23 protein-coding genes and 1 tRNA gene are annotated in these 25,132 nt (G+C 47.6%); 10 read left to right on the forward strand and 14 right to left on the reverse strand.

Going from position 1 to position 25,132, the window contains the following annotated elements:
- Positions 1 to 549: 549 nt before the first annotated feature.
- Positions 550 to 1,719: an RNA-guided endonuclease InsQ/TnpB family protein gene (locus AC3ISQ_RS13320; RefSeq protein ID WP_489347177.1), complete on the reverse strand. Its 1,170-nt coding sequence runs from the start codon at positions 1,717 to 1,719 to the stop codon at positions 550 to 552.
- A 44-nt stretch (positions 1,720 to 1,763) separates the two neighbouring features.
- On the opposite strand from AC3ISQ_RS13320, the gene tnpA reads away from it, so the two are divergent.
- The gene (tnpA, locus tag AC3ISQ_RS13325) at positions 1,764 to 2,189 is read left to right on the forward strand and encodes an IS200/IS605 family transposase (RefSeq protein ID WP_489347179.1); all 426 of its coding nucleotides are present in this window, start codon (positions 1,764 to 1,766) and stop codon (positions 2,187 to 2,189) included.
- 206 nt (positions 2,190 to 2,395) lie between these two features.
- Positions 2,396 to 2,620, forward strand: coding sequence for a DUF2594 family protein (locus AC3ISQ_RS13330; RefSeq protein ID WP_489347181.1), 225 nt, complete (start codon positions 2,396 to 2,398; stop codon positions 2,618 to 2,620).
- A 48-nt stretch (positions 2,621 to 2,668) separates the two neighbouring features.
- Here the strand turns inward: AC3ISQ_RS13330 and AC3ISQ_RS13335 are convergent, their stop codons facing one another.
- Positions 2,669 to 3,097, reverse strand: coding sequence for a universal stress protein (locus AC3ISQ_RS13335; protein WP_489347183.1), 429 nt, complete (start codon positions 3,095 to 3,097; stop codon positions 2,669 to 2,671).
- Between the two features lie 593 nt (positions 3,098 to 3,690).
- Here AC3ISQ_RS13335 and cycA point away from each other — a divergent pair.
- The 3 genes from cycA to yahO all read left to right on the forward strand — a co-directional run bounded on the left by cycA (position 3,691) and on the right by yahO (position 7,419).
- Complete coding sequence (gene cycA / locus AC3ISQ_RS13340) at positions 3,691 to 5,097, forward strand: D-serine/D-alanine/glycine transporter (RefSeq protein ID WP_489347185.1); 1,407 nt, start codon at positions 3,691 to 3,693, stop codon at positions 5,095 to 5,097.
- Positions 5,098 to 5,524: 427 nt separating this feature from the next.
- A complete protein-coding gene (locus AC3ISQ_RS13345) occupies positions 5,525 to 6,985 on the forward strand; it encodes a TrkH family potassium uptake protein (protein WP_489347187.1) in 1,461 nt (486 codons plus the stop codon).
- A 155-nt stretch (positions 6,986 to 7,140) separates the two neighbouring features.
- Complete coding sequence (gene yahO / locus AC3ISQ_RS13350) at positions 7,141 to 7,419, forward strand: DUF1471 family periplasmic protein YahO (RefSeq protein WP_489347189.1); 279 nt, start codon at positions 7,141 to 7,143, stop codon at positions 7,417 to 7,419.
- 91 nt (positions 7,420 to 7,510) lie between these two features.
- On the opposite strand, the gene AC3ISQ_RS13355 is transcribed toward yahO, so the two are convergent.
- From AC3ISQ_RS13355 to AC3ISQ_RS13400, 10 genes are all read right to left on the reverse strand, one after another.
- Positions 7,511 to 10,585, reverse strand: coding sequence for an autotransporter outer membrane beta-barrel domain-containing protein (locus AC3ISQ_RS13355; protein WP_489347191.1), 3,075 nt, complete (start codon positions 10,583 to 10,585; stop codon positions 7,511 to 7,513).
- 58 nt (positions 10,586 to 10,643) lie between these two features.
- Positions 10,644 to 11,240 carry a DUF1120 domain-containing protein gene (locus AC3ISQ_RS13360; protein ID WP_489347193.1) on the reverse strand — a complete coding sequence of 199 codons (597 nt, stop codon included), beginning with the start codon at positions 11,238 to 11,240 and terminating at the stop codon, positions 10,644 to 10,646.
- 12 nt (positions 11,241 to 11,252) lie between these two features.
- Positions 11,253 to 13,688: a fimbria/pilus outer membrane usher protein gene (locus AC3ISQ_RS13365; protein ID WP_489347195.1), complete on the reverse strand. Its 2,436-nt coding sequence runs from the start codon at positions 13,686 to 13,688 to the stop codon at positions 11,253 to 11,255.
- Between the two features lie 15 nt (positions 13,689 to 13,703).
- A complete protein-coding gene (locus tag AC3ISQ_RS13370) occupies positions 13,704 to 14,402 on the reverse strand; it encodes a fimbria/pilus chaperone family protein (RefSeq protein WP_489347197.1) in 699 nt (232 codons plus the stop codon).
- Between the two features lie 115 nt (positions 14,403 to 14,517).
- Complete coding sequence (locus AC3ISQ_RS13375) at positions 14,518 to 15,240, reverse strand: DUF1120 domain-containing protein (protein WP_489347199.1); 723 nt, start codon at positions 15,238 to 15,240, stop codon at positions 14,518 to 14,520.
- Positions 15,241 to 15,688: 448 nt separating this feature from the next.
- Positions 15,689 to 16,411 carry a DUF1120 domain-containing protein gene (locus AC3ISQ_RS13380; RefSeq protein WP_489347201.1) on the reverse strand — a complete coding sequence of 241 codons (723 nt, stop codon included), beginning with the start codon at positions 16,409 to 16,411 and terminating at the stop codon, positions 15,689 to 15,691.
- A 477-nt stretch (positions 16,412 to 16,888) separates the two neighbouring features.
- Positions 16,889 to 17,611: a DUF1120 domain-containing protein gene (locus AC3ISQ_RS13385; protein WP_489347203.1), complete on the reverse strand. Its 723-nt coding sequence runs from the start codon at positions 17,609 to 17,611 to the stop codon at positions 16,889 to 16,891.
- Positions 17,612 to 17,964: 353 nt separating this feature from the next.
- Positions 17,965 to 18,681: a DUF1120 domain-containing protein gene (locus tag AC3ISQ_RS13390; protein ID WP_489347205.1), complete on the reverse strand. Its 717-nt coding sequence runs from the start codon at positions 18,679 to 18,681 to the stop codon at positions 17,965 to 17,967.
- A gap of 179 nt (positions 18,682 to 18,860) precedes the next feature.
- Complete coding sequence (locus AC3ISQ_RS13395; protein ID WP_489347207.1) at positions 18,861 to 19,421, reverse strand: LuxR C-terminal-related transcriptional regulator; 561 nt, start codon at positions 19,419 to 19,421, stop codon at positions 18,861 to 18,863.
- 44 nt (positions 19,422 to 19,465) lie between these two features.
- On the reverse strand, positions 19,466 to 19,837 hold the full coding sequence (locus AC3ISQ_RS13400) for a winged helix-turn-helix domain-containing protein (protein WP_489347208.1): 372 nt from the start codon (positions 19,835 to 19,837) through the stop codon (positions 19,466 to 19,468).
- A 931-nt stretch (positions 19,838 to 20,768) separates the two neighbouring features.
- Between AC3ISQ_RS13400 and AC3ISQ_RS13405 the strand changes: the two genes are divergently transcribed.
- Positions 20,769 to 21,581, forward strand: coding sequence for a winged helix-turn-helix domain-containing protein (locus AC3ISQ_RS13405; protein WP_489347210.1), 813 nt, complete (start codon positions 20,769 to 20,771; stop codon positions 21,579 to 21,581).
- A gap of 5 nt (positions 21,582 to 21,586) precedes the next feature.
- Positions 21,587 to 22,054, forward strand: coding sequence for a hypothetical protein (locus AC3ISQ_RS13410; RefSeq protein WP_489347212.1), 468 nt, complete (start codon positions 21,587 to 21,589; stop codon positions 22,052 to 22,054).
- 68 nt (positions 22,055 to 22,122) lie between these two features.
- Here the strand turns inward: AC3ISQ_RS13410 and AC3ISQ_RS13415 are convergent.
- Positions 22,123 to 22,210 (reverse strand) — tRNA-Ser (locus tag AC3ISQ_RS13415).
- A gap of 229 nt (positions 22,211 to 22,439) precedes the next feature.
- Here AC3ISQ_RS13415 and yccA point away from each other — a divergent pair.
- Positions 22,440 to 23,099, forward strand: a complete 660-nt coding sequence (yccA, locus tag AC3ISQ_RS13420; RefSeq protein ID WP_489347214.1) for an FtsH protease modulator YccA — start codon at positions 22,440 to 22,442, stop codon at positions 23,097 to 23,099.
- 109 nt (positions 23,100 to 23,208) lie between these two features.
- Positions 23,209 to 23,538, forward strand: coding sequence for a sulfurtransferase TusE (gene tusE / locus AC3ISQ_RS13425; protein WP_489347215.1), 330 nt, complete (start codon positions 23,209 to 23,211; stop codon positions 23,536 to 23,538).
- A gap of 4 nt (positions 23,539 to 23,542) precedes the next feature.
- Here the strand turns inward: tusE and yccX are convergent, their stop codons facing one another.
- Positions 23,543 to 23,821: an acylphosphatase gene (yccX, locus tag AC3ISQ_RS13430; protein WP_489347217.1), complete on the reverse strand. Its 279-nt coding sequence runs from the start codon at positions 23,819 to 23,821 to the stop codon at positions 23,543 to 23,545.
- A gap of 89 nt (positions 23,822 to 23,910) precedes the next feature.
- Here yccX and rlmI point away from each other — a divergent pair, with 89 nt between their 5' ends.
- Positions 23,911 to 25,101 (forward strand): 23S rRNA (cytosine(1962)-C(5))-methyltransferase RlmI, encoded by a 1,191-nt coding sequence (gene rlmI, locus AC3ISQ_RS13435; protein WP_489347219.1) that lies wholly within the window; start codon positions 23,911 to 23,913, stop codon positions 25,099 to 25,101.
- Positions 25,102 to 25,132 lie beyond the last annotated feature (31 nt).

Here is a 25,132-nt window from a genome sequence, read left to right on the forward strand (position 1 = left end):
ATTAACTTTGCGGTTCAGGCCTAATTTTTCACGATTAGTTTGCATTGAAGCGATTAATCCGCGTAGACACGCATAAAATTTCGCCAAGACAATTAACATTTACGCATTAATCGTTGCCGTATGATACGACATCCTACGCCTTAGGGTAGTGAAATCTATGTAAATAATCACGACACAGATTAATATTAGCAACGATTCAAAAATGTCGCAACTAATTGAAATTAATTATAAAAAATAACATCACCAACCTTAAGTCACATAACGTATGCACGATTGAAACAATTACGCTTAGTCTAACTAGCTCAAAAGAGTGAGTGGATTCATTCTCAATAACAAATAACACCTTATCTCGTGAGAACATACACACAGAATACTTATTCGCCCTAACGAAATAACTTGACGATTATTCCTAATAACCACGTTATTGATGGTGAGTCGATCTATTTGTTCTCTTCTGGTGAACTGCCAATGTTAATTGCCAGTGCCATGATGACAAGATTATTCCTACCGTGACTGCTCCCCGCCGTAAACAGCAAGGCTTCCCACTTCTTAGGCCGCAACCGTCTGTGAGACGGATTTACGCAGGCCTCCATGGGCAGAAACGACGAGTCCCGCCGCCTGTAATTCAAATATGCCCTGCTGTTTGATATTCAGCGCGGCGTTAACATCACGATCATGGTCTGTGTGGCATGCTGGACATTGCCAGTGTCGTTTGTAAAGCGGCATTTCCGGCATCTTATGCCCACAGCAGTGGCAGGTTTTCGTACTGGCGAACCATTGTTCCAGTTTTACCAGATGAACGCCGTTCTCTGCGGCTTTGTACTCCAGTTTCGTGATAAATCCAGCCCAGCCAGCGTCCCCTATCGAACGCGCCAGTCTGCGATTTTTCATCATGTTTGCCGCTTTTAGCGTCTCGACAATGACCGCTTGGTTTTCGTCAACAATTGCGCGAGATAGTTTATGTTGAAAGTCGGCACGGGCGTTAGCTACCCGTTCGTGAACTGCGGCAAGCTGTATGCGGGCTTTACGTCTGTTAGCGCTCCCCTTTGTCTTACGGGAAAGCGCTTTCTGCTTCCGGCGCAGGTTGTGGCTGGCATTGATAAGGTGGCGCGGATTGGCAATCTTATTGCCGTCCGATTTGATGGCGAAATGCATCAGCCCCATATCCAGACCCATAACGTTTGATATCAGTGCTGGCTTCGTTGGCGCTTCTATTCCGTCTTCACAGAGTAACGAGGCGTAGTATTTGCCCGTTGCGCTGCGGCTCAACGTGATACTTTTCAGCGTACCCGTAATTTCACGATGTAAACGCGCTTCAATCGGCAAGATTTTCGGGATTTTGATCGCACCATCAAGCACTTTGATCCCAACACAATGATAGCTAGATTGCCTGCCGTATTTGCGTTTGAACGCAGGGAAACGAGCTTTTAGCTTCGGGTTAAAGAAGTTTGAAAAGGCAACATCGAGATTAATGACCGCCTGTTGCAACGCAATAGAATCATATTCTTTGAGCCATCCGTACTTACGCGATTTTTTTGCTACCGCCAGCAATGGTTTCAGATCTTTACGCGGATTTAAGCTTACGCCGTGTCTCTGATAAGCGTGTTTTTTGATATGCAGAGCTTTGTTGTACGCAAAACGCACCGCGCCGAACTGAGCATTAATATATTCAGCCTGTTCTGGTGTCGGATATATACGCACTTTCGTTGCTCTTAACATAATCAGCGCTCATTGATATTTAACAGGTTAAGTGGATATATCAATTGAGTCATCATCATGAGTCCCTTGAGGGTTTTCTTCGAAAACGCCACAGTGTCAGCAAGCTGGTTGTGCATCTGATCTTTACGACAAAGTATCGCCGCAGGCTCTTTGACGGAAAGATGATCGCTCAACTGCGTGAGGCTTTTGGTTCAGCCGCAGCAAAGCTTGAATGCGACATTATCGAGATGGACGGCGAACGAGATCACGTCCATTTACTGATAGCATATCCACCCAAACTGGCGGTCAGCGTAATGGTCAATAATTTAAAATCGGTATCGTCGCGCCTGCTTCGACAGCAAAATACCCACTTGAGGATACAGAGCAAAACCGGGCTTCTGTGGTCACGCTCTTACTTTGCCTGTAGCGCCGGTGGTGCCACGATAGAAACGCTCAAAGCGTACGTGCTCAGCCAGAATACTCCAGAGTAGCCAGCCCTAAAGCTATTCGGGCTTTTCGCCTTATATCCCCGCCCGTACTGGGCGAGGGTTTACGGCGGAGTGAGTGTATAGTGCGTATGTGCTATACTTCGCGCCCAGATAAATGCTTGGTGGCGAGTACATGGATCAGAACGCCACCAATAGGCATCAGAACGCACTTTGTTTCAGGCTACGGCCTCAAAAATCAGGAGAGAAGTATGGGCAACGTTGATTTCACCACTTCGGCAAACCCAGAGACATTGGCAACAGAAGTTGCTTGTTTAAAAGCCACACTCACGTTGATCTTGAAATCACTGGGTCAAGCAGACGCAGGTAAAGTCATCATCAACATGGAGCGTTTTATTGCTCAAATTGAAGATCCTGCTCAGGCCGAAATTTTCAAAAACAGCATCCAACAGATTAAACACGCTTATCGCCAATAATCTGCTGTTGCTGACAGGCTCACTGAATAGCGAGCCTGCATTTCAGAACTACCTAACGACCATAACGGAAATTTTGGCATGACGGACAATCGCCGCCGCATTGGAGCCTAACAGATAAGTTTTCACGCTAGGACGGCGAGAACCAATCACAATCAAGTCGGCTTCGATATCATCAGCTAATGTTAAAACCTCATCACGCGGCGAACCAAAGCTGACGGTGTAACTCAACCGCTCCAAAGGCAAATCAATATCCGCAACAATCTCCTTCAGTTTCTCAATCGCTTTCACTTCAGCCTGATTCTCAAACTCTTTGATACCAAAAGAATAAGCGGTTACAAACGCCGAGGCATCCGGCAATGTATGCAACAAATGTACTTTGGCGTTCGACAGTTTCGCCAGATAAACCACATGCTCCAACGCGTGTTGGGTCAATTCATCTTCTGCAATATCTACCGGCACTAGAATCATCTTGTACATATATCATTCCCTTATTTATTTAGGGTAAATGCTAACCGTGCTGGATACAGACTACTGCCGAGCAACGATTGGGTGAACCTGTTTCACAGCATTTTGTGATCGGCGGTGAATAACCCTGAAAATATTTTCGATGATTTTTACTTCTGTGATTGAGAGCGCAATACCATGCTGAATGTGCATATGCCAGAAAAGGCGTGCAGCCAGTCCCCACGCCCAATTGCTTGAGAGTCAATCACTCGCATCTCTGGCCTGTCGCAATACAAAAGGCCTCGCTGACAAACCATGATAAAACCTCTCATACCTTCCCATTACTTTTTCTCATGCGAAACTCGCAATACTTTTTGAATCAATAAGATAACAGGACAACCAACTATGAATTTGTGATGCCGAAGCGTATTCTTGCGCCCCCTAGACGTCCGATTCACCTCCTGTGAGTAAAGAATAATCAACTTTGATTTCCTTGATGGATGTTGTAAATATGTTGCATAAAGGTGTCGCGATTGCTCCACCTTAAAAAATCTGGCCTAACCAGATAACACCCTAAAAAGAGCCACTTTAGAGCTCACACTTTCACTCATGACAGGATAAATCAGATGGTAGATCACTCTAAAATAGCGACTGATGACGCTCCCGCATCAGAAGATCATCTACGGCGAAACCTGACTAACCGACATATTCAACTGATCGCTATCGGTGGTGCCATCGGCACAGGTTTGTTTATGGGCTCGGGTAAAACCATCAGCCTGGCCGGCCCTTCTATCATTTTCGTGTATATGATTATCGGCTTTATGCTGTTTTTCGTGATGCGCGCTATGGGCGAACTTTTACTGTCAAATTTGGAGTACAAGTCCTTTAGTGATTTTGCTGCCGATTTGCTCGGCCCTTGGGCTGGTTTTTTCACCGGCTGGACTTACTGGTTTTGCTGGGTCGTCACCGGTATCGCCGACGTCGTTGCGATCACGGCTTACGGTCAGTATTGGTTCCCAGATTTGTCACAATGGGTCGCTTCCTTGCTGTGCGTATTGCTATTGCTCAGCTTGAACCTCGCGACGGTGAAGATGTTCGGTGAGATGGAGTTTTGGTTCGCGATGATCAAAATCGTCGCCATTATTGGCTTGATCATTGCCGGGCTGATAATGATTGCGATGCACTTCCAATCGCCGACCGGTACCGTGGCTTCGTTCAACCATCTGTGGAATGACGGTGGCATGTTCCCGAAAGGGATTAGCGGATTCTTTGCCGGTTTCCAGATTGCAGTCTTTGCCTTCGTCGGCATTGAGTTGGTGGGTACGACGGCCGCAGAAACTAAAGATCCCGAGAAAGTGCTGCCACGTGCAATTAACTCTATTCCAATCCGCATCATCATGTTTTACGTGTTTGCGTTGATCGTCATTATGTCGGTCACACCGTGGCGCTCAGTCGTAGCTGATAAAAGCCCGTTCGTTGAATTGTTCGTCCTGATCGGCTTGCCAGCGGCGGCTAGCGTAATCAACTTCGTGGTACTGACCTCCGCCGCTTCTTCGGCTAACAGCGGTGTGTTCTCCACCAGCCGCATGCTGTTTGGCTTGGCGCAGGAAGGTGATGCACCTAAGTCGTTTGCAAAACTCTCTAAGCGTGCAGTGCCGGCGAACGGCCTGACGTTTTCCTGCATTTGCCTGTTAGGTGGGGTGGTACTGATTTACCTGATCCCGAACATGATTACCGTCTTTACGCTGGTGACGACCGTTTCGGCAATCCTGTTTATGTTCGTCTGGACCATCATCCTGTGTTCATATCTGGTTTACCGCAAGCAGCGCCCACAATTACACCAGAAATCAATCTACAAAATGCCTGCCGGCAAGCTGATGTGCTGGGTATGTATGGCGTTCTTCGTGTTCGTATTGGTTCTGTTGACCTTGCGCGATGATACCCGTCAAGCGCTGATAGTGACGCCGCTGTGGTTTGTCGCTCTGGGGATTGGCTACCTGTTTGTTCGCAACAAAAATAAGCGCACTGCATAACGGTTGTTGGGGGCTTTGCCCCCTACTTCCAAACCCCAATTAATCAACTGCCGTCGCTTCTACCTTCGCTTTTCGCCGAATCCGCAACTCACTGACCAAGACGCCTAGCACCATCAACGCCTCGTCCCAAAATATGCCTACGCCAATCACACTGAGCAGCCGTTCCGTTTTATTCGTAATGTGACATCATACAAATCTCGCCGTAAGCCTCTCTTGTTGCTAACTGATGACAAGGTTAGAATGCCGGGCAGTGGATCACTCATGGCTGAACGTTGTGTTTGCGTGAAGCAAAGGGAAAAGTCAGTGTCTAAAGGTTTTGATGAGCTGATAAGTAATATCGACCTGATCATTAAAAATGTAAACAGCTTCAAAACGCTGGCACCACGGCCCGTTATCCCACCGCCAGCACGATAACCTGAGCGATAGCATGGTCAAAAAAAATCAAACCCTAATTGTTATTCATCTTTGTAGTTTTTTAGTGGTGCTTTACAGCCTTTCAATGATTCCACCTCTGCTTGTGGCGTTGTTATACAAAGAAAAAAGCTTTTTCTCCTTCTTCTATACGCTCGCCATCGCCGGTTCATTAGGTGGATTAGGTTGGTTCAGTTCTCGCAAAACCAAGGTACAACTACGTACACAAGATGGTTTTTTGATTATCGTCTTGTTCTGGCTGCTATTTTCCGTTATTAGCGCCCTGCCATTATGGATGGATGACACCCTAAACATCCGCTTGGTCGATGCCATGTTTGAAGGGGTTTCAGGCATCACCACCACTGGGGCTTCGGTACTCAACGATGTTTCTGGTGTTCCAAAGTCATTCCTCTATTACCGCGCCCAACTTAACTTTATTGGTGGCCTTGGCGTTATCGTTTTGGCGGTTGCCGTGCTACCGATGCTGGGTATCGGGGGAGCCAAACTGTATCAATCAGAGATGCCCGGCCCTTTTAAAGAAGAACGTTTAACACCTCGGTTGGCGGACACCTCGAAAAATCTGTGGTTGATTTACCTTGGCCTCGGCCTACTCTGTACCGTTGCCTTTCGCATTGCCGGAGTGCCTTGGTTTGATGCTTTGTGTCACGGTCTTTCCACTGTTTCTCTTGGCGGATTCTCCACTCGCAACGAGAGCCTTGGGTTTTATGACAGTTCTGCGGTAGAAATGGTCGGTGGGATTTTCTCGATTCTGGCTGCGGTCAACTTCACGCTGTACTTCGTGATGATCGGTCGACGTAGCCTAAAACCGCTGTATAGAAACCCGGAATTACGTTTCTTCTTACTGATCCTGTCGATAATTATCGCCATCGTGTGTATCGAGTTGTATCGCTCCGGTATGTACGGCGCTAAAGACTCTTTCGTGCATGGTTTCTTCCTCACCAGCTCGATGATGACCGACAACGGCTTAGCTACTGCGGATTATGCCAAGCTACCCTCTCATACCATTATGTTGTTATTGGCTTCGAGCTTCTTTGGCGGCTGCGTGGGTTCGACCTGTGGCGGCATCAAGGCGTTGCGCTTTTTGATTATGTACAAACAAAGCAGCCGCGAGGTCGATCAACTGGTTCACCCCAATGCTATCTACACCATCAAAGTCGGTGACTCTCCGATTCAAGATCGAGTGATGCGTTCTGTCTGGAGCTTCTTTTTCCTGTACATCTTTTTCAGTTGCTTCTTTATTTGGGCGCTGAACTTGATGGGTTATGACATGATGACTTCATTCGCCACCGTGGCAGCCTGCATCAATAATATGGGGCTAGGTTTTGGTGAAACGGCGGCAGGTTTTGGTACATTGAACGACGCAGCGAAATGGTTGATGTGCGGCGCTATGCTACTCGGGCGTTTAGAGATTTACCCAATATTGATACTTTGTTCGAGAACGTTCTGGCGGTTCTGATGTTGTACAACAGTTCCTGCTACTTTAAACAGAAAAAACCAATTAATGTCATAAATTAACGGCTTAGTGGAAAAAATTGAAATCATCGCTAATACTTATTCGGTCACTACTTGGTGACTACTCCAATAAGAACACTTTTCATAGTGAGGAAGGATATGAAATTTTTAAAGATGATGGTTGCCGCAGTAGCTCTGAGCGCAGTTTCCTTTGGTGCGATGTCCGCTGAGTTGCTGACCAAAGAAAAGTTAAATGAAAATCCTAGTCAGTACGAAAAAATAGGTGACATCGTCACCGATGGAGAAACCTCTGCGATGGATGCTAAAGATGAGCTATCCAAAAAAGCAGATGAAAAAGGCGGCGATTTCTACGTACTAACCTCAGCGAATACCAACAATAAAACCCATGCGACTGCTGACGTGTACAAGAAAAAGTAATAGTGCGGCTCTAGATTGATGAACGAAGAGTGCAGGAATAAAAACTGCACTCTTTTGTTTTTAAACGTTAATTAAAGATTAACCACTCACACTACCAAGTCCATCTCACCCCTAGGTTCGCTCCCCATGGTGATTCAATTTTATCGCCTTTGCTGTAGCGTGCATCCAGGTAAGTTTGCACATCTTTGGTCAGTTGAGCTGCGACACCCGCACCATATTCAGCCCTTAAGCCAGACATATCATTAGTAAAACCATTCCCGTTAATGCTCACCGGGTTATTATCAGAGAACTCCTGAATAAGCGCAGCACGTACCCAAGGTTGCAGCATCATGCCGTTTTCAAGCATCATACTGCGGCCAACAGTCCCATTGAGCGCGGCTTGCTGTGACGTAGCTTGGCCACTCTCAGCCTGCAATCCATTGTCGTAGCTATAGGACTGGCCGTTAACCCAAAGTGATGAGACTTGAACTGAAGGCTCCGCAAACCAACCTTTCTCGAACAAGAATTGACGACCCGCCTCAAGTGAAAAACCTAGCCCCAGAGTACTGTAACCACCCCGTGTTTTTTCCCCATCAGTCATACGAACATCAGCACTGTTGCTAAAATTGTTGGCCTTAGCCAAGGCATCAACATACCAACCATCGGCCAATAACCAAGTGCCATACGCTCCAATAAAGAAGCTATTAATGGTACCGGTGCTATCACTGGCAAAATCCAACTTGTTCTGGCTGTAACCACTGAAAAGACCGGTCAGATATTGGCCTTCTTCCATGTCATGTGCGCTATCTACACCCACAGAGATCCCAGATTGGGTCTGTTGGTAACCCACGCCAGCACGATCATTGACGTTATACTGATTGCCCAAAACCCGAGCCCAAGCACCGCCTTCTTTTTTACCTTCACGAACTTCGCCCATTCGAGTGCGCAAGGTCGTCAGTTCGCCATACCACACCGTTGGTGTAGCATTGAACATGCCCAATGCCGCCACGGTAGTCGGTGTCGGTACCGGAGTTGGCGTTGGATCAGGTGTCGGCGTTGGATCTGGCGTCGGTGTTGGGGGAACATCTTTCTGTTTCTGCGCGAGAACCCAGTTATCCCCTTGGTGCTGGAGCACATACTGATACGTACCTGCGTCCACAGCTCCCCCATTCAAACTGAATGATGCCGTGCCGCCGCCGGTTTGCACCACAGTCAAAACATCGCTGCTTTTACCCGGCTCCCGGCCACTATTTTTAATGCCCAGCCAGTGATCACCACTCGCGTTGCCATTCACAACAACGAGATCGCCTTTTAAGCTAGCTAAGTCGGTATTCATGTTGAATCCGCCATTACCGTTCAGCGTATCCATGGTCAGGGTACTGAAATTAGCGCCGTTATGACGGAAATTCACCCCCCCATCATGGTTAAACTCCCCGAGCAATGAATTGCCGGTCATATTCCAGATACTGCTGTTGTCCAGGCTTAACTCGCTGACGTTATTGACCGCCCCATTCAGTTGAGAGGCATTGGTCAAGGCAGCCGTCATTCGGCTTTGAGTCGAAGAGCGAATATCTCCGTTCAATACCACCTGATTATCTGCCGTCAGCACCACGTCACCGTGGTAATTTGGATTTGAGGTGTCACCGGCAATATTTTCCAGCAAGACGCCGTTGCCACCGGTTACCTGCGTGCCATTTTTTAACGCCAGCGCTAATCCAGTCCCCAACACTCTGATCGCCGTGGCTTTTTCTGTCGCTAGAACGGTATGGTCAAGCGTTACCGAGCTACCCGTCGCCGCTTTGGTGCTACTGACTTGCAGACCGTTGGCATTGGCACCGGTGGTGCTGAGGTTGCTGTTGCTTAGTGCGAAGATTCCATCACCGGCCCACAGCGCGTGGCTGTCTGCCCCGGTGGTGGTCAGCGTTATCTCGTTCCCTGTAATGGTCGAGCCCAGATAAGCCAACATGCCGCTTGCCGTGTCGCCAGTGGTTGCCACGCTGGCCGTATCTAGGTTGATAGTTCCGCCATTAGAGGCATAGACGCCCATGGCATTGTTGCCTTTGGTATTTATTGTCAGGTTATTGCCCTGAACTTGGGATTCACTATAAAGACCATGACCCGCGATACCATCGGTGGTCAGCACACTGTTTTTCACCGTAGCTGGCCCATACTGGGCATTAAAAGCAATGGCGTTATAACCATGGGTGGTGAATGCGGTGTTTTCAGCCGTCGCAGATGAAGTACTGCTGGCGATCCAAAGCGCATCAGCCCCGTTACCTTGTGTTGTCACACTGCCGCCGTTTAACGCGGCGCTGGAACGGCTATTAACGTTAATCCCTTGCCCATTGTTAGAATTGACGGTGGCATTATTCAGCGTGACATCACCGCCAAGAATATAGACAGCATCGCCATTTTGCGTGGTGATGGTGCTATCGGTGAGCGTCAAGGTTCCGCGGCCACTGCCCTCGGTGTTGTAAACGTCTACCCCACGGTTATTACCAGAAGAAGAAAGCGTGACATTTTTACCTTCTACCTGACCGTTACCTAGCATCAAACCGGCTTGGGTACCCGCACCACGCAAAATAATGTTCACATTATCCAAAGTGGCGGCCACCTGCCCCAAATTGGAGTAAGCCAGATTCAACCCTTGGCTGTCGTCACCAGTGGCCAAAATACTGACATTACTGGCATCGAGGGTACCGGTGGAAAGTGTAACCCCAGAACTCATCGCACCATCGGCAGCAATAGCAAGATCGGCAAGAGAAACCACCGCGCCATTACTACCGAATACGCCATAACTGTTCTGCCCGGCAACGGTGATATTGCCACCAGTCAGGGCGAGTTCCCCGGCAATAACGTTGGCTCCGTGAGCTTGTGCACCATTGGTTGAGAGTGCTGCCCCGTTCAGATGGATAGCGCCACCCGCCGTGGCATTAGCAGCAAATAGGTTGTCGTCAGTGGTGCGGAAGCTTAAACCGTTCACTGTCGATTCCAGCAAACTGCCCGCCCCCGTAGCGAACAAAGGATAATCCAGCAGCGTGGCGCTGGTATAGCCCGACGTGACCTCGACGGTATTGCCGCCGGAAGCTTTCCAAGGTGACTCAGCAAGAGCCACTACCGGTAGGCTGCCTGTGGTCAGGGCCAATAAACAACTGCGGGACAGTAAAGATAATTTATAAGACACCATATCGACTCCTTGAATGGCTATAACAATTAAGGCACCAACAACTCGTGCCAAGGTGTATTTAATTCACTAATTCCAGCGATAAATCGGACTGATTTATTTGGCGGCTAGCAACGTGAGTTCCCGCCTCGCTCATGACCGGCTCTACTTCTATTTGCAACATCAGCAACCTCCCCTTTGCAGGTTGATTACCGACGATGGCCGTCAGTGTTTGATCGGGTTGTAGCGTTAATGTGTTGGATGGAACCCCATTGACGATCCCCTCTGGCGTCGTCAATGCGACTTGCACGCTCTGACCATCCAACTGAGTTGACTGCAAATTCACCCGTAACCGACCAGAATCCCCGTAACGGAACTCATTCCCCACCGACGTGCCCCGAATTCTCAGGCGAATCGTTTGGGTGTAAGGGCAAGCGACGTTAACCATCAGCTGACGCTTGCCGGGCGTCAGCAATTGGCTATTTCCTGCAACGTCCTGCAATTGCCAGCGCGACTGATTACCATAATCAAGCGTGCTATTACTGACCGACAAATTGCAGCGCGTTTCTACTGGAGGTATCAGCGACGCCCCCAAATTTAGCGGGGATGGTTGTGGCATCGCCCCAGCAAAATGGCTGAGCCCCAACCCTACGATTAAAATGATGGTGTAACCTTTCATGGCGTTGTCCTATTAAGAAGAAACCGCCTGAGCCGTTTCAAATAATCCACTTTGATCAGCCTGTTTCGGCAGCGTCAGCGTGAACGAACTCACCGTAATCCCCGATGCCTGAATATCCAGTTTCATATTGGGTTTGGCGTCAGGGATAAAGATCTGGCCATTGTCACCAACGACAGTGACAAAGTTCCCCTCTGAGTCGAATACGCTGGCGCCATGTGGTGCCGGTTTATTCTTGGCATCACGAACAGTGACCAGTACGCGCCGGGTACGCACCACACCAAAATTGACATAGCTAACTGCACCGCGTGCCGTTTCGGTTTCGTACCAGGCATTGTTGATATCAATATTCTTCGCCAGAGTTTCGGTATTAACCTGGATCGTTGAGCGGCGATAACCACTGAGCGAAGGCAATACGGCGTAGCCTCGGCTATCCGTCCAAGTTGGTCCCGCCGGGGTATCCAGTCGAACACCCGCCTCATCGCCCACTTTAGCGATACCAAAGGTGTCACCTACCTTATAAGGCGACAGAGTGAGCCCGTGACGGTGTGCAACCATAGCGCCGCTAGCACTCGCCGACACCGTGGTGTTGTGGTCAGAGTCTTGGCTCAGGCTGCCGCTCAACTGGCTGATCGGGGTGAGCATATCTGCCGTACCGGTATATGAGTTACGGTTGCTACGAAAATCCCGATCGCTGGAGAGGCTCCAGCCACGATCTTGGCTTGAACGATCGCTGTAACGAATACCGGCTCGGCTACCCGATTTACTGCTATTGAGATAACTGCTGATATTGCGACTACCAAATGGAATGCTTAGCGTCAGATAAAACCGGTCATCACCGGGCGTAGTGCTCGTCCCTGAGTTATGTTCAATGCTGGCACCCAGATAAACGCGACCAAATTGGCGGCTCCATCCGCCGCCCATAAATGAGGTGTTCTCACCTTTAAAGGTGGTAGTCTGTGCCCAAGTGAGCGATAGACTACCGATGGTCTCACCGTTCCAACTCACCCCCGCTCCATACTGGTTGCGGTTACGATCCTGAATATCTTGCTCATCGTTTTGTACGGCGTCGCTAAGCTCGCGGTAGCCCGGCGTCTGCTGCGTTAGGTTGACATTGACACCGACCCGTTCAGTCAGTTGGTGGGACAGTGCCGCAGTGACACTGGCTCCGTTGTCATGATGCTGATCGTCCTGAGCCACCGTGGTTTGCAGTGACAGCATGGTGGCATTAAACACCTGGCTATCTAGGCTCATAGCCCCGGCGCGGTACAAATTTGAACCGAGCACGCCGGCGTTCAATATCACTTTTGGCGTAAGCGCCCACCCCGTGGCGATGGTGCCGAGTATCGGGGAAGCATCGCTGCCGTCTTGATCTAGCTTCCCCGCGCCAAATGACAGGCCGGGTGCGATGGCAGGGCCATTGAGCAGGAATGCCGCCGCCGGAACAGTAAACTGCCGTTTGTCGCCGTTATTGCCGGTTAGAGTGACCGCCAGATCAGAACGGGTATTAAGCAGTGAGAACCCTTGCAAGCGGAAAGGCCCCGCGGGCACCGTGGTGCTGTAAACCAGCACACCGGACTGCCTGACTTCAACTACCGATTGAACATCGGCAATACCTTCCACCAAGCCAGCCCCGCCTTTGCCGTTCTGCAAGGCCGTCTCTGGGAACATCTGGAAACCCCAGACTTGCCCGGTACCAAACAGGGAGTTGGACAGGCTGACCTGACCGGCCTGAAGGATTTTTTGGAAGCCATCGAAAGTGCGCTGCGCATACGCTGCTTGATGCTGAAAATTATCTTCATTGTTGAGGCGTGAGAGACTCTGCCGACTGCGCAGTATCCAGTCGTTAGCATTGAAACCCGCTTCGGTATTTAACTGAAAGTAATTGGTGCCGTTAGCGTTGCCAAACGATCCCATGTATTGCGTATCATAGTTCAACAGAGCGGCGGTTCCGCCGTGAGCCCATTGGCTATCACCCGCGCCAGATTGCGCCAGCGCCTGTTGAGGGACCACCAGCGCAATACGGCCTTCACCGGGGTCCAGCTTGATCTCAACTTGTGGTAGGGCCGATGTGAGGTCAAAACATGGATCTTTTTCATCAAACGTGGGCAGAGCGCTCAAGCCCGCCTGTTTTTGAAAGTCCTTGTCGGCACACAACTGCCCTTCTTTATTAAAGCGTGCGTCAATTTTGCCTCTTTCTTGACCGTTAACCGTCAAAACGACAGGCGTTACGCCAGGCATAAAACGCGGTGTCTGACCAAACCATTGAGCGACGGCAGGATCTAATCCGTGGGCCTTGATGGCTTGCACATCAAACTCGGTCTCTTCCGTGATATCTTGCGTACCTTCGGCAAAAGCCGTTGGCAGCATCGCGAATGCCGCAAAAAACGCCAATGAAATGGGGTTATAAGCAATCTGGCATAAGCGCGTGAGTTGATGAGGGCGTTTCACTATTTGCTCCGTTTATTAGTGCGTCAACGCAGCTTCATAGCTGTCGACGGTATAACCCCAAGTTGTTGCTGGGGAAATCCGAACTTGTGCAGAATTAACGGCCGGCTTATTGCCTTCCATTTTCAGCGTCAGTTTCTGCCCTGGTAGTACATACGGAGTCGCCAATGTCCATTGGGTCTGATCCGGCAAGGTTTTGATGCTCTGCCCCAAACGCACCACATACGGGGATGGGTTGCTAACGGTGATAGTGTTGCCAACTTGCTGCCAGACTAGGTGCTTCCACGGCGTCAAATCTTTAGCCAAACCGGCAGGACGAATAATCACTGGCAGATTCTGGCTCACCATCATGCGCACCACATTTTGGTCTTTCTTCTGTGGAGGAACGCCTTCAAAAGTGACGCGCTTGAGATGTTCAGTGGTCAGAGGGGTGTTATCGGTTAATAAAAAGCGTACTCGCTGCGTTTTACCCGCATCAATACGGGCGGCAGGTGGCGTAATAGTCAAAGATATTCCCTTATCTTCTGGAATATCTTGCAGCGTAGTAATTAATAATACCGGTACAGAATCTGTATTCTGGATATTAATGGCGCCTTCACCATCGCTTTGTTCAACAATAACGATCGAGGTCTCAGGCACCACTCCGGTAGCCTGTGCAACGCCAGCGGTGAGCAACAGCGCGGCTGCCCCTGTCTTGATAAAAGAGGAAAGAGTCATAATTAATAAGTCCTGTTAGTTCAAGAAAACTGCATGCCGACGATCGCCGACGGTAACCCCAATGACATGAGGATGAGAAAGAGCGGCCATACAGGCCCGCCCTGAGAATAATTTATTACAGGTAAACCAGAGAGATAGTGCTCAAACCGTCCAATACCACGGGTTTGGTCAGATCTAGCGAAGAAGCTTTATTGATATAAGCTTGAACGTTAAACGAGCCGGACATGGTCGTGAAAGCTGAAGTATCGTTGGTCGTGGCAGTCGTAGCGAAACCAGTTAGAGCCTGAGCTTCTCGACGCGAAGCTTGGCCAACAGCCGCACTCGTAGTGCTCCATGTCGCACCGTTATCACTAGAGAATGCTGATTTAGCGGCGACACCGTCCAACAAAATATTGTAGATAGACATACCGTAACCACCGATTTTGGCTGTCCCGTCTAAGCCCAACCCGGCAACACCATTACTATTAGACGCGGTATTGCTACCCACACCTGGAACCATTACCGGGGAAATAGCAAAACCATAAACGTTTTCATAGGTGCCGCCTGCCGCTGTATTAGGTCGCTGGCTGGCCGTCCTAACAGCTACCTTGGCCGGTGCCTCGCAAACGATATTAAAGGCGAGAGATTTTACTGGCAGTACGGTATAAGCATCCGCCGCCAAGGTATTATTTTTGATAACGCCATAGTCAATAACACCGCCACCAGCCAGCGTTGGGGTACAGGCCACCGGGTTAATGGTGCCAATCACCTTAACATCAACGCTTTCCGCCATCACGGCGCTGGTGGTGCAAGCCAGTACAACCAGTGCACAGGCGGTTTTTTGCATTTGTTTTAACATGGGTCTATTCCTTTTATTTTAAGTTGATGAACCTATTCCCTGACCGGTTTTCAACCGTGAAAGTCAGTCTTCCCTGGGAAAGGATTCTTGCCCTGCATGGGCGTTAACCGTCATTACCGACATTGTCGCTAATGACTAGTATTCGGGTAGTATCGTGATACCTATAAAACCGTTCGTTAAATTAACTAAAAAGTCAGCACCGCATTATTTGGCTATTTTTTATAATTCAAAACCACCCGAGAGTTAATTTAAAAAACTCCTTTAACGAATCATCCCAATATGCACACCGATAGCTTACTCACAAAGAAATAATTAAATTAAATGGGGCATAAGATATAAAACCAGCCTCTTATAACCCCAGAAATTAACACATCTCACGAGTTAGATTTACGGTATAAGTCTTATTATCGACTTAACATATCTACCGTCTCATTCCGACAACAAACTATTACAGGTAAACCAGTGAAATAGTGCTCAAACCATCCAAGACTACCGGCTTGGTCAGATCCAACGCAGAAGCTTTGTTGATATAAGCCTGTACAGTCAGCGTACCAGCCATCGTTGTGAAGGCAGAAGTATTGTCGACCGTAGAAGTCGTCGCAAAACCGTTCAGCAACTGAGCATCCCTGCGTGTTACCTGCCCCACTGCTGAACTGGCAGTACTCCATGACACACCGTTATTACCTGATAGCGCACTTTTACCAGCAACGTTATCCAGTAAAATATTGCCAATAAACATACCATAACCACCAATTTTGGCCGTACCATCAAGCCCCAGACCGGCAACACCATTGCTAGCACCGTTAGTAGTGACTGCAACACTTGGTAAGACCACTGGAGATAGAGCAAAGCCGCGAACACTTTCAAGGGTACCGTCTGCCGCCGTGTTCGGACGCTGACTAGTCGCCTTGATAGCGACCTTAGCTGGGGCTTCGCAAACGATATTGAGGTTAAGGGTCTTTGCCGGCAACACAGTGTAAGCATCAGCCGCTAATGTATTGTTTTTGATAACGCCATAATCAACAACACCACCACCGGTCAACGTTGGGGTACAGGCTACCGGGTTAATGGTGCCAATCACTTTAACATCAACGCTTTCTGCCATCACGGCGCTGGTGGTGCAAGCCAGTACAGCCAGTGCACAGACGGTTTTTTGCATTTGTTTTAACATGGTTCTATTCCTTTTATTTTAAGTTGATGAATCTATTCCCTGACTGGTTTTCAACCGTGAAAGTCAATCTTCCCTGGGAAAAGATTCTTGCCCTATATGGGGCGTTAACCGTCATTACCGTCATTACCGACATTACCGACATTACCGACATTGTCGCTAATGACTAGTATTCGGGTAGTATCGTGATACCTATAAAACCGTTCGTTAAATTAACTAAAGAGTCAGCACCGCATTACTTGGCGGTTTTTTATAATTCAAAACTACCCGAGAGTTAATTTAAAAAACTCCTTTAATGAATCATTCCAATACACACACTGATAGCTTACTCACAAAGAAATAATTAAATTAAATGGGGCATAAGATATAAACCCAGCCTCTTATAACCCCAGTAATTAATACGTCTCATGAGTCGAATTTACGGTATAAGTCTTATTATCGACTTAAATGTATCTGTAGTCTCATTCCGACAACAAACTATTACAGGTAAACCAGTGAAATAGTGCTCAAGCCGTCCAGTACTACTGGTTTGGTCAGATCCAACGCGGAGGCTTTGTTGATATAAGCCTGAACATTCATAGAACCTGACATGGTGGTGAAAGCGGAAACATTGTCAGTCGTAGCCGTAGTCGCAAAACTATTCAGCAACTGAGCATCCCGACGAGTTAGTTGCCCTATTGCCCCACTAGCTGTACTCCATGACGCACCATTATTGGTGGATAGTGACAATTTAGCGGCAACGCCATCCAGCATAATATTGTAAATAGACATACCGTAACCACCAATTTTTGTCGTGCCATCGAGACCTAGACCAGCAACACCATTACTACTGCTGCTGGTAGTACTGCCAACACTCGGTAACAATACTGGAGAGATAGCAAAGCCAGTTGTAGATTCATAGGTACCATCCGCCGCGGTATTTAGTCGCTGGCTGACTGCCTTGACTGCTACTTTAGCCGGGGCATCACAAACAATATTGAGGCTAACGGTCTTTACTGGCAGTACGGTATAAGCATCGGCTGCCAATGTATTATTTTTGATAACACCATAGTCAATAACACCACCACCGGTCAGCGTTGGGGTACAGGCTACCGGGTTAATGGTGCCAATCACTTTAACATCAACGCTTTCCGCCATCACAGCGCTGGTGGTGCAAGCCAATACAGCCAGTGCACAGACGGTTTTTTGCATTTGTTTTAACATGGATCTATTCCTTTTATTTTAAGTTGATGAACCTATTCCCTGACCGGTTTTCAACCGTGAAAGTCAGTCTTCCCTGGGAAAGGATTCTTGCCCTGCATGGGCGTTAACTGCCATTATCTATTTTCGCTAATGGCAAGTATTTAGGTATTACCGTAATGCTGATAAAACAATTCGTTAAATCAACTAAAGAGCCATTACTGCAATACTTGGCGACAATTAAATTACATGGGGAATAAGATATAAAACCAGTCTCTTATAACCCCAGTAATTAACACGTACCATGAGTCGGGTTTACGGTATAAGTCGTATTATCGACTTAAACGTATCCGCCATCTCATTCCGGAAAAAAACTATTACAGGTAAACCAGTGAGATAGTGCTCAAACCGTCCAACACTACCGGTTTGGTCAGATCTAAGTTGGAAGCCTTGTTGATATAAGCTTGCACCGTCAAGGTACCGGCCATGGTAGTGAAAGCAGAGGTGGTGTCGTCCGTAGAAGTCGTCGCAAAGCCGTTCAGCAACTGAGCATCCAGACGTGTTACCTGTCCCACTGCCGAACTGGCAGTACTCCATGACGCACCGTTATTAGTGGATAGCGCCCCTTTACCGGCAACACCATCCAGCATAATATTACTAATAAGCATGGCGTAACCTCCGATTTTAGCCGTACCATCAAGACCAAGGCCAGCAACACCATTCATGCCCGGCCATGAAACAACAGGCCCCATATTCACCGGAGTGGTAGCAAAGCCGCGAGCATTTTCATTAGTACCACCTGCCGCCGTGTTCGGTCGCTGGCTAGTCGCCTTAATTGCAACTTTAGCTGGAGCATCGCAAACAATATTGAGACTAAGGGTCTTTGCTGGCAACACAGTGTAAGCATCTGCCGCCAGGGTATTGTTTTTAATTACGCCATAGTCAACAACACCACCACCGGTCAACGTTGGGGTACAGGCTACCGGGTTAATGGTACCAATCACTTTAACATCAACGCTTTCTGCCATCACAGCGCTGGTGGTGCAAGCCAGTACAGCCAGTGCACAGACGGTTTTTTGCATTTGTTTTAACATGGGTCTATTCCTTTTATTTTAAGTTGATGAACCTATTCCCTGACCGTTTTTCAACCGTGAACGTCAGTCTTCCCTGGGAAAGGATTCTTGCCCTGCATGGGCGTTAACTGCCATTATCTATTTTCGCTAATGGCAAGTATTTAGGTATTACCGTAATACTGATAAAACAATTCGTTAAATCAACTAAAGAGCCGGTGCTGTAATACTTGGCGATATTTCCCATAGATAACAATGGCCCGGGAGTTAATTCTGTCCAACCCCAGTTTCTTTAACGCATTGTTCTTATGTGCGCTGACCGTTTTCACGGAAATATGCATTTCAGATGAAACTCGTTGGTAGTTCTTGCCTTTCAATAACTCATTCATAACTTCCATTTCCCGCAGCGTGAGTCCTTTTAACCAGCCGGTATTACTCTGGCAAATACGAGTAATCGCAGGAGCCAATTGGTGGCAAGCTATTTTTTTGGGGATCACGCCGTGTGCCCATAATGAACTCGCCATGTTAGATGTCATGCCACTAATAACGAAAATAACAGTTGCCTGGCAACTCATGGCTAATACCAATATGCTGTCCACTGCTTCAGCACGGCTGGTGGCAATAAGGACGATATCCACACTGGTCATTTCTACATTATATCGCCCCACGCCAGTATCAATGATGTTAACGCCAAAACCCGACTCTCGCAGTATATTCGCGGTACCAAAAGCAAATAGACTGTCATCTGAGAAAATGTGAATCATATAAATCAGTCCTCATCCAGAGATAAACATCATCCATCATCAATTCATTGGCAATATAACTTCGTCACCAAGCTATGTTTTAAATAGTAGCCACGTAACTCTACACGCATGATGAATTCGTCTGGAATTCCCATTAGTGCCAACTTACTTTTAAGCGACTTCATCACTTGCCATAAACGCTGGCTTGATGAACTTAATTGATGATGATCCCAAACATGTAGCATGATCTCATCATTGGTAATAATGTGCCCACGCGCAGCCCCCAACATATAGAGCAACAATCGCATCATGGTTGCCCGTAAGGGTGTTACCTGAACAGCCTGTTTATCTTTGCCAAGGCTTATCATCTGTTGATTAGCAATATCGACAAGAATGTCGTTCCCAATGAGGTAGCCGAAAAGTACCTTCTCTTCCATATCATCTTCCTCCTTGTTCTACCTACGCGGCGACTTTTAATGCCGTCTAAGAACTTCCTGTTCTATTCATTTGTTGGACGCATTTTATGCCCGTAGAAACATAATGGGCAATTCAATAACCCCCTACCAAAAAATAGGTTTTACGTTCATAAAAATGAAAACACACAGATTAAAATCCCAAAAAAATATCAGTAGCAGAATAAACACCCAAAAAGTGCACTACACCCTAGACTTCACGTGTTATAAGAAAACATCAACATATTCTTATCTAATTTTCCTAGAAACCTAGTTTGATTGCCCACCTATAAAGAAGTAGTCACCGTTACATTAACAATAATTAAACAACCTTATGTCACCTCTCGCATGCCGCCAATGTCCAGGTACGTCACTGTCGTTGCGTTGATGCGACAAATTTAAATGTCACCTTGAGAAGATGGAAGTTAAACTATTGTAATCACAAGCTGATTTTAACTAAGATAATTCTTGGAATGATAAGATTGAGTCTGAATTGAAGGGGTAAATCGGCATTATCAATAATAACACGAAGCATAACATCACTTAAATCAATTAGTTGACTATCGACAAACGATACCCTAAAAATCTCATCATGGCTGAGTGACATTATGGAAAAATAGTGAGTGTACCTACTCTAAACTACATCTAATTTAGATTTTTAATTGGAAAAAAACACGATGATGCGTGGTTTATAAGCAAATGTGCAGGTTCAATCGGTAAAATGACGAGCAGAACATCCGAAACACTGCCGTATCAAAGGGGCACATGTTCGCCCTACAGCCAGCCACACATTGTATCGGTGAAAGTGGCTGAGATATCGTTATTACGTTATAATCCAATCTCATACCGTGACGTACCGGCAGCCTTACCATCATGCCGACTGGCATTGGTTTCTTGACTTTTAGAGTGTTCTCTCATGCGCCAGTATTACCTTCTGAACAACACGATTGAATTTTGGCCTGATGTACATCAGTTGGTTATGCGGGATGAGGGGCGCTATACACAGACATTGAACACACCAGCAAGCCGCTGCCTGGAGCTATTACTGGAACGTCGGCCACAAGTCGTCATGCAACAAGACTTTTATCGTTATGTCTGGGGGGAAGGAGGACCGCAGGTTTCTGTTAATACGCTCTATCAAAATATGGCCTTGCTTCGCAAAGGCCTGCGTACGCTGGACAATAGCTTGAACTCCGCGGTGATCACCATTCCAAAGCAAGGGTTCCAGCTCAATGAAACGTTACTGATAGAGGAAATGGTTGAAACAGAACCACCAGCAGTCACGACTGTTGAACCTATTGCCCCATTACAAAAAACAGTAGCAACACCCGAGATAACAGCCCCAGACAGTAAGCCGATTAACAAGACAGACGTTAAAAAACAAAACATCAACCGCTGGCTGACTATTTATATCAGCGCGTTGCTTGTCGCTATTGTGTTCATTGGCAATAAAATAGGATTCAGCCCATTATCTGCCCCCTATTTTGAAAAGTATCGTTTGCAACTGACAATGCAAGGGTGCAGCTATTACAGCAATGCCGAACTGAGTAAAGACGATATTGCCGCCTATTATTTAGACATAGAGAAAACACAAAGCTGCAAGAACCTACCCTACAGGTATATCACCTCTTATCAATTTAGCTCCGCTTCAACCATGCTGGCATGCGATAAGCTTCTTTTGGGTGGCGCCTCACCACGGTGCGTTACATACACGAATTTAACAAGATGAATATTGTGAATAAGAAACTTACCCTGGCTCTGGTACTCGCGAGTCTTTTATTGACGTTTTATCTTTCTTTTTTGATCGTCACCCAGTATCGCGATACGCACTTTTCTTGTGGGGGTGATTACATTGGTAGAAGTGGCGATGCCATGATAAAAACCAAACTTTATATTACCTTCACCGGAAGCAAGGGTGAGATTTTCCAAGATGGGGAAATTAGTACCGCTGAGGGGGAGATAAAAAGAGTCAGACGCGTTTCGCAGTTTACCACCTCTCGTAACAATGACAGCTACCAGATTGTTAACCAAAAAGCGCTTGATCTGCCAGGTAATACCGTTGATTTATCACTGATAAAGAAAATATTTCCTGATTATATATTGGAGCCTGGTGGTACGATCAATGTGCGGGTTTCAAAGGTCGGTTCTGCGGGATACGTATTCAGTAACGGTATCTTGCCTATATTTTACTGTACTGACTAACCGAAAGTTAGATGGTGTACTAGAAAGTAAAAACCCCGAGCTCATGACAAGCTCGGGGTTAAAATAGGTGGCGGAGAGACAGAGATTCGAACTCTGGGAGCTGTTACACTCGACGGTTTTCAAGACCGTTGCCTTAAACCACTCGGCCATCTCTCCACAACGGTGCGAACTATAAACATAGCCGATCCGCTTGTAAAGCCTGAAACCTTTCAACCGCGCGAAAAATCATCATACACGAACTGATTGTTGAAGAATCCATCATCCGGCCGGGTTTTGTTGCCATAGTGATAACTGACAGTAAAGATTGGTAAACAAACTTTAATCAACCGCTTGCCCTGCCTATCATCGTGACTAATTTTGTGATGACTTGATAAGAGAGATCATTATGGACCGCATTGTCGTCTCATCCTCCTCACGCGACTCACTACTGAGTACGCATAAGGTTCTACGTAATACCTATTTCCTGCTGTCGTTAACGTTGGGCTTCTCTGCCCTGACGGCCACCGCCAGCACCATGTTGGGGCTGCCTGCGCCCGGTTTAATCCTGATGCTGGTTGGCTTCTACGGTTTAATGTTCCTAACCCACAAACTGGCTAACAGCCCTATGGGTATTTTGGCCGCATTCGCCCTGACTGGTTTTATGGGTTACACCCTGGGGCCAATCCTCAGTTCGTTCCTGAATGCTGGCGCGGGTGATTTGATCATGCTGGCGTTGGGCGGTACGGCGGTAGTGTTCTTCTGCTGTTCAGCCTACGTGCTGACCACCCGCAAGGACATGTCGTTCCTGTCTGGTATGATGATGGCGGGTTTCGTGGTGCTGTTGGTGGCGGTTATCGCCAACCTGTTCCTGCAAATCCCTGCTCTGCATCTGGCAATCAGCGCGCTGTTCATTCTGTTCTCTGCCGGGGCAATCTTGTGGGAAACCAGTAACATTATCCACGGCGGCGAAACTAACTATATTCGTGCGACCGTTAGCCTGTACGTCTCGTTGTACAACATGTTTATCAGCCTGTTAAGTATTCTGGGCTTCGCTCGCAGCAACTGATTTAACGGCTAGAAAGTTCTAAGCCTCGCTTCGGCGGGGCTTTATTTTTGGCTAGCGAAAAAGTTTGTTAAACTGCCCATCGTTTTGAATTATTTGTTACCGAGGCTGTATGTTGGAGTTTGATGGTCAGGTTATTGAAACCGATGCGCAGGGTTATTTGAAAAACAGCGCCGATTGGCGAGAAGAATTGGCTCCCATTCTGGCTGCACAAGAAGAGATCGCGTTGACTGAGGCCCATTGGGAAGTCGTGCGTTTTGTGCGGGATTTTTATCTAGAATTCAATACCTCACCGGCCATTCGCATGTTGGTAAAAGCCATGGCACAAAAATACGGTGAAGAGAAAGGCAATAGCCGCTACCTGTATCGCCTGTTCCCCAAAGGGCCAGCCAAACAAGCGACCAAGATCGCCGGATTGCCTAAACCGGTGAAATGTATCTGAGGTGCTAGTAACGGATACCAAAACCTTGGTGTTCCGTGACTCCCCGTGGCTCGATTAACACCCGATCAACTCGGGCGCTGCGGGGGCCCCCTGCTTTCAACCAATCCACCAATTTATCAACCTGCTGCTGTTCCCCACAAACCAACACCTCCACACTACCGTCATCTAAATTTCGTGCATATCCTGTCAGGCCTAATGCTGTCGCCTGAGTTTGCGTGTGATAGCGAAAACCCACCCCCTGCACGATTCCATAGACATACGCGACAATACAAACTTGTGTCATAATCCGCTCCTAGGTTTTTGCTCCTGACATTTTTGCGCCAACAGGCACGTGATGTCGCTCTTTTTATCTATCTGGCAGCATTCTTAATTATGACCGTACGCCTTTATCTTGCCAAAGGACGTGAAAAGTCCTTACTCCGTCGTCACCCTTGGGTGTTCTCTGGTGCTATTCAACGTGTTGAAGGTACTGCGCTTTCTGGCGAAACCGTCGAAATTTACGATGGTCAAGGAAAGTGGCTGGCACGTGGTGCTTATTCTCCAGAATCACAAATTCGCGCGCGTGTTTGGAGCTTCCAAAAAGACGAAGCGATCGACATTGATTTCTTCATCCGTCGTTTGCAGCAAGCGCAGAACTGGCGTGATTGGTTGGCGAAGCGTGATGGGTTGAACGGTTATCGCTTAATTGCTGGCGAATCCGATGGTATGCCGGGTGTCACCATCGATCGCTTCCAAAACTTTTTGGTGCTGCAATTACTTTCCGCTGGGGCTGAATATCAGCGTGCCGCGTTGCTTTCTGCTTTACAGCACTGCTATCCAGAATGTTCTATTTACGATCGTTCCGACGTTAGCGTGCGTAAGAAAGAAGGTCTGCCATTAGCTCAAGGGGCTGTGTTGGGCGAGCTGCCACCTGCTCTGCTTCCTATTACTGAGCATGGTATGCAATTGTTGGTCGATATCCAGCAAGGTCACAAAACTGGCTTCTATCTTGATCAACGTGATAGCCGTTTAGCTGCACGTAATTACGCCAAAGATCGTCGCGTGCTGAACTGCTTCTCTTACACTGGTGCCTTTGCCGTTGCCGCTCTGATGGGCGGTTGTTCGCAGGTGATCAGCGTTGATACTTCCCAAGCAGCTCTGGATATCGCTAAACAAAACGTTGAATTGAATAAGCTGGATCTGAGTAAGGCCGAATTCGTCCGTGACGACGTATTCCAGCTGCTACGTCACTATCGCACTCAAGGTGAGAAATTCGACCTGATCGTCATGGATCCGCCAAAGTTTGTCGAAAATAAAAATCAGTTAGCGAGTGCTTGCCGCGGTTATAAAGACATCAATATGTTAGCGCTGCAACTGTTGAACCCCGGCGGTATTTTGCTGAGTTTCTCCTGTTCTGGTTTGATGCCGACTGAGTTGTTCCAGAAAATTTTGGCGGATGCCGCTGTCGATGCTGGATGTGATGTACAATTTATAGAGCAGTACCGACAAGCCGCCGATCACCCGGTGATTGCCACTTACCCTGAAGGGTTGTATTTGAAAGGATTCGCCTGCCGAGTGATGTAAACGCGCAGTCTGAATGATAAGAGAATGACTT

The organism is Serratia sp. KH_031 (assembly GCF_057839655.1).